This is a genomic window from Microvirga sp. HBU67558, from assembly GCF_018069605.1.
Lineage (GTDB): Bacteria > Pseudomonadota > Alphaproteobacteria > Rhizobiales > Beijerinckiaceae > Microvirga > Microvirga terrae.
Genome location: NZ_JAGPUP010000354.1, coordinates 1 through 2,510 on the forward strand (window position 1 = coordinate 1; position 2,510 = coordinate 2,510).

Below are 2,510 nucleotides of genomic sequence, written 5' to 3' on the forward strand. Positions count from 1 at the left end.
GCTACTTCAGCCACAAACCCGTCCGCTACGCCGCATGCTCAAGACAATGAGGACCGGATCAATAACTGGCGCCATGCGTTGAGGCCGATTTGGTCGCTGGACAGGCTCAAGCAGCAAGGTTGGCCGCAGCTTTCCATTCCGCCATGGCGTCGAGGCGGTGGAGATGGGCGGCGGCAGCGGAGCGGCGGGAGCGGGGTGGACCGAAAAGATTGCGGACGGCAGAGAACACGCTGACGAACCGCTGCAGATACCTGGGTGATCGAAAGCCCTGCATCACCTGCTCTCGGCGCCGGAACGGCAGATGCGAATTCTCCGCTCTGTTATTCAGCCCTTTAAGCGAGCGGTGTTCGACGTCTGGCATGATCTGCCGCTGGGCCGCGGCGTAGGAGCCGAGCTTGTCGGTGATCATGCGCCGGGGTGGGCCGCCCTGCTTGCACAAGAGTCGCCTCAGCAAGCGTTTGGCCGCCTTGGTGTCGCGGCGGGTCTGGATAACCTCATCGAGCACATAGCCATCCTGATCCACAGCCCGCCACAGCCAGTGCTTCCGGCCAGAGATCGTGATCACGACCTCGTCGAGGTGCCAGATGTCGCGGCGGCTCGGCGTCTTGCGCTGGAGGTGGCGGGCGTAGGCCGGCCCGAACTTCAGCGCCCAGCGGCGGACCGTCTCGTAGGAGACAACGATGCCGCGCTCCAGCAGCATCTCCTCGACCAGACGCAAGCTCAGGGGAAATCTGAAATACAGCCACACTGCATGGGCGATGATCTCAGGCGGAAAGCGGTGGCGTTTGTAGCTTACGGACTTGCTCATGCCGGACCATCTACACGGCTCGCCCTCATCCCCGAGTTAACGTGACAACGCCGGCGAAACTTTGGTCGGTGATGACCACGACGTGCTCCCCGTTGGCTTTGGAGGCCGCTCTGCTGTAGAACGAGCTCACGGTGCCGCTCGGGTCGGAGTTGTTGACGAAGTTGCCATTAGCACCCCCGATGACGGCAAAGTCCGCGGCGTCGAAGACGAACGTGTTGTCCTTCGGATTGAAATCTATAGCTATGGCACGGACGTCATGCCCTCCGGGGGAGCCGGACTTCGGGTCATGGTACCGGAACTCGAAGCGATCCTCGCCGGTGCCGCCTCTCATCTCATCCGAGCCGTCCCCGGCGACAAGAGTGTCATCTCCGGGGCCGCCATCGGGTAGATCATGATCCGAAGCGACGTGATCGCGTGGCTCATTGGGCCCGATATCACCATAAAGGATGTCATTGCCTTCTTCTCCCAGTAGTTCGTCACCACCACCACCGATGACGGTGTCATTACCGGCGTCTGCGAAGATGAGGTCCCCATTGGCAGTGCCGTTGAGGCGGTCATTGCCGGGCGTACCAAGAATCGTCTCTTCCTCAATCAATACTTCGGGAAGATCGTTGGCCTCATAGCGGACGCCATGGAAGGGATGGTCATAAAACGGGGACCCGAAGACACGGCCGTCGGGGACGTCACTTCCGGTCGTACCCTCCAGCAGAACACCTTTGTCAGGATCAAAAACGCCAGCGCCTACACTCATCGAACTTCTCCGTAGATCAAAGAAAGTCACGGTGCCTTTATGCCTCTCGTCCATAGTCAGGGGAAATCTCTTTTCTCAACGGCCCTCCCGATGCTATCGATGCCATTGATCGCATCTCCGCTGATCGCCGATGCCCTCGGAATCATCAGTCCTTACCTGCGTGCTGCGACTGTCGAAGGGTCGATCCCCTAGCGGTTTCTATATCCCCGAGGATGGCCCCAGAGTGCGAGGGGCACGCCGGATCGCACCAGCGAGGGGCTGTGTTGCGCCAGCCGCAATAGCGTCGCAGGCCCGCGATTCCGCAACGACGACATGCCAAAAGGGCCGAGGCTTTGCCGCCTTGATTGTCTGATCCGAGACCTCCTTGGTGGCAGCAACGACCTGGAGGACTTGGGGAAGTGCTCTGGGATCGGGTGGCTTGTAGCGGTGGTTGGCCAGCTTCGGTTCGGCGACCAAGCGGCTGCGCGCCGACTCATCCGGTGTTCGTCCCTTGAGCACGCGCTGGCGTCTTCTGTTGTAAACCTGATTGAAGCCCTTGAGCAGCGTCTCGAGATCCTGATGGCGAAAGATCGTAATCCCCAGCACCTCGCGCTGTACCCAGCCGTTGAAGCGCTCCATGAGGGCATTGGTCTGCGGCTTGTACGGCTTGGTCCTGCGGTCCTCCACCTTCAGCTTGCGGCAGGCGTCCTCGAAGCCATTGGCGGTGAAGCAGGAGCCGCCGTCGGTGAGCACATGCGTGATCGTGATCGTAAACGGGAAGGCTCGCACCACCTCGTCCTCCTTGACCGCCAGGTGCACCCACCGCGAGCAGCGGTCGATGGCCACATACAGGAAGCGCTTGCGGCGCTCGCTACTGGCGGTCTGCAGCTTGGGCAGGTGCTTGATATCCATGTGCACGAAGCCGAGATCGTAATCCTTGAATCTGCCGCTCTCCCGTTTGCGCTGCTGCGC

At 61.0% G+C, this 2,510-nt stretch carries 2 protein-coding genes and 1 pseudogene; all 3 read right to left on the minus strand.

The genetic code is table 11. The annotated features are described in order from the left end of the window. Positions 1-106: 106 nt before the first annotated feature. The gene (locus tag KBI52_RS01785; protein WP_210804927.1) at positions 107-808 is read right to left on the minus strand and encodes an IS6 family transposase; all 702 of its coding nucleotides are present in this window, start codon (positions 806-808) and stop codon (positions 107-109) included. Between the two features lie 25 nt (positions 809-833). Continuing rightward, complete coding sequence (locus KBI52_RS01790; protein WP_210804929.1) at positions 834-1,559, minus strand: hypothetical protein; 726 nt, start codon at positions 1,557-1,559, stop codon at positions 834-836. A 354-nt stretch (positions 1,560-1,913) separates the two neighbouring features. Beyond that, positions 1,914-2,510: pseudogene (locus KBI52_RS01795) on the minus strand (integrase core domain-containing protein); the annotation flags it as partial.

Excerpts from the sequence above, each read along its gene's own strand:
- KBI52_RS01785 (WP_210804927.1), bottom strand. The coding sequence starts at position 808 with ATGAGCAAGTCCGTAAGCTACAAACGCCACCGCTTTCCGCCTGAGATC.
- KBI52_RS01790 (WP_210804929.1), bottom strand. The coding sequence starts at position 1,559 with ATGAGTGTAGGCGCTGGCGTTTTTGATCCTGACAAAGGTGTTCTGCTG.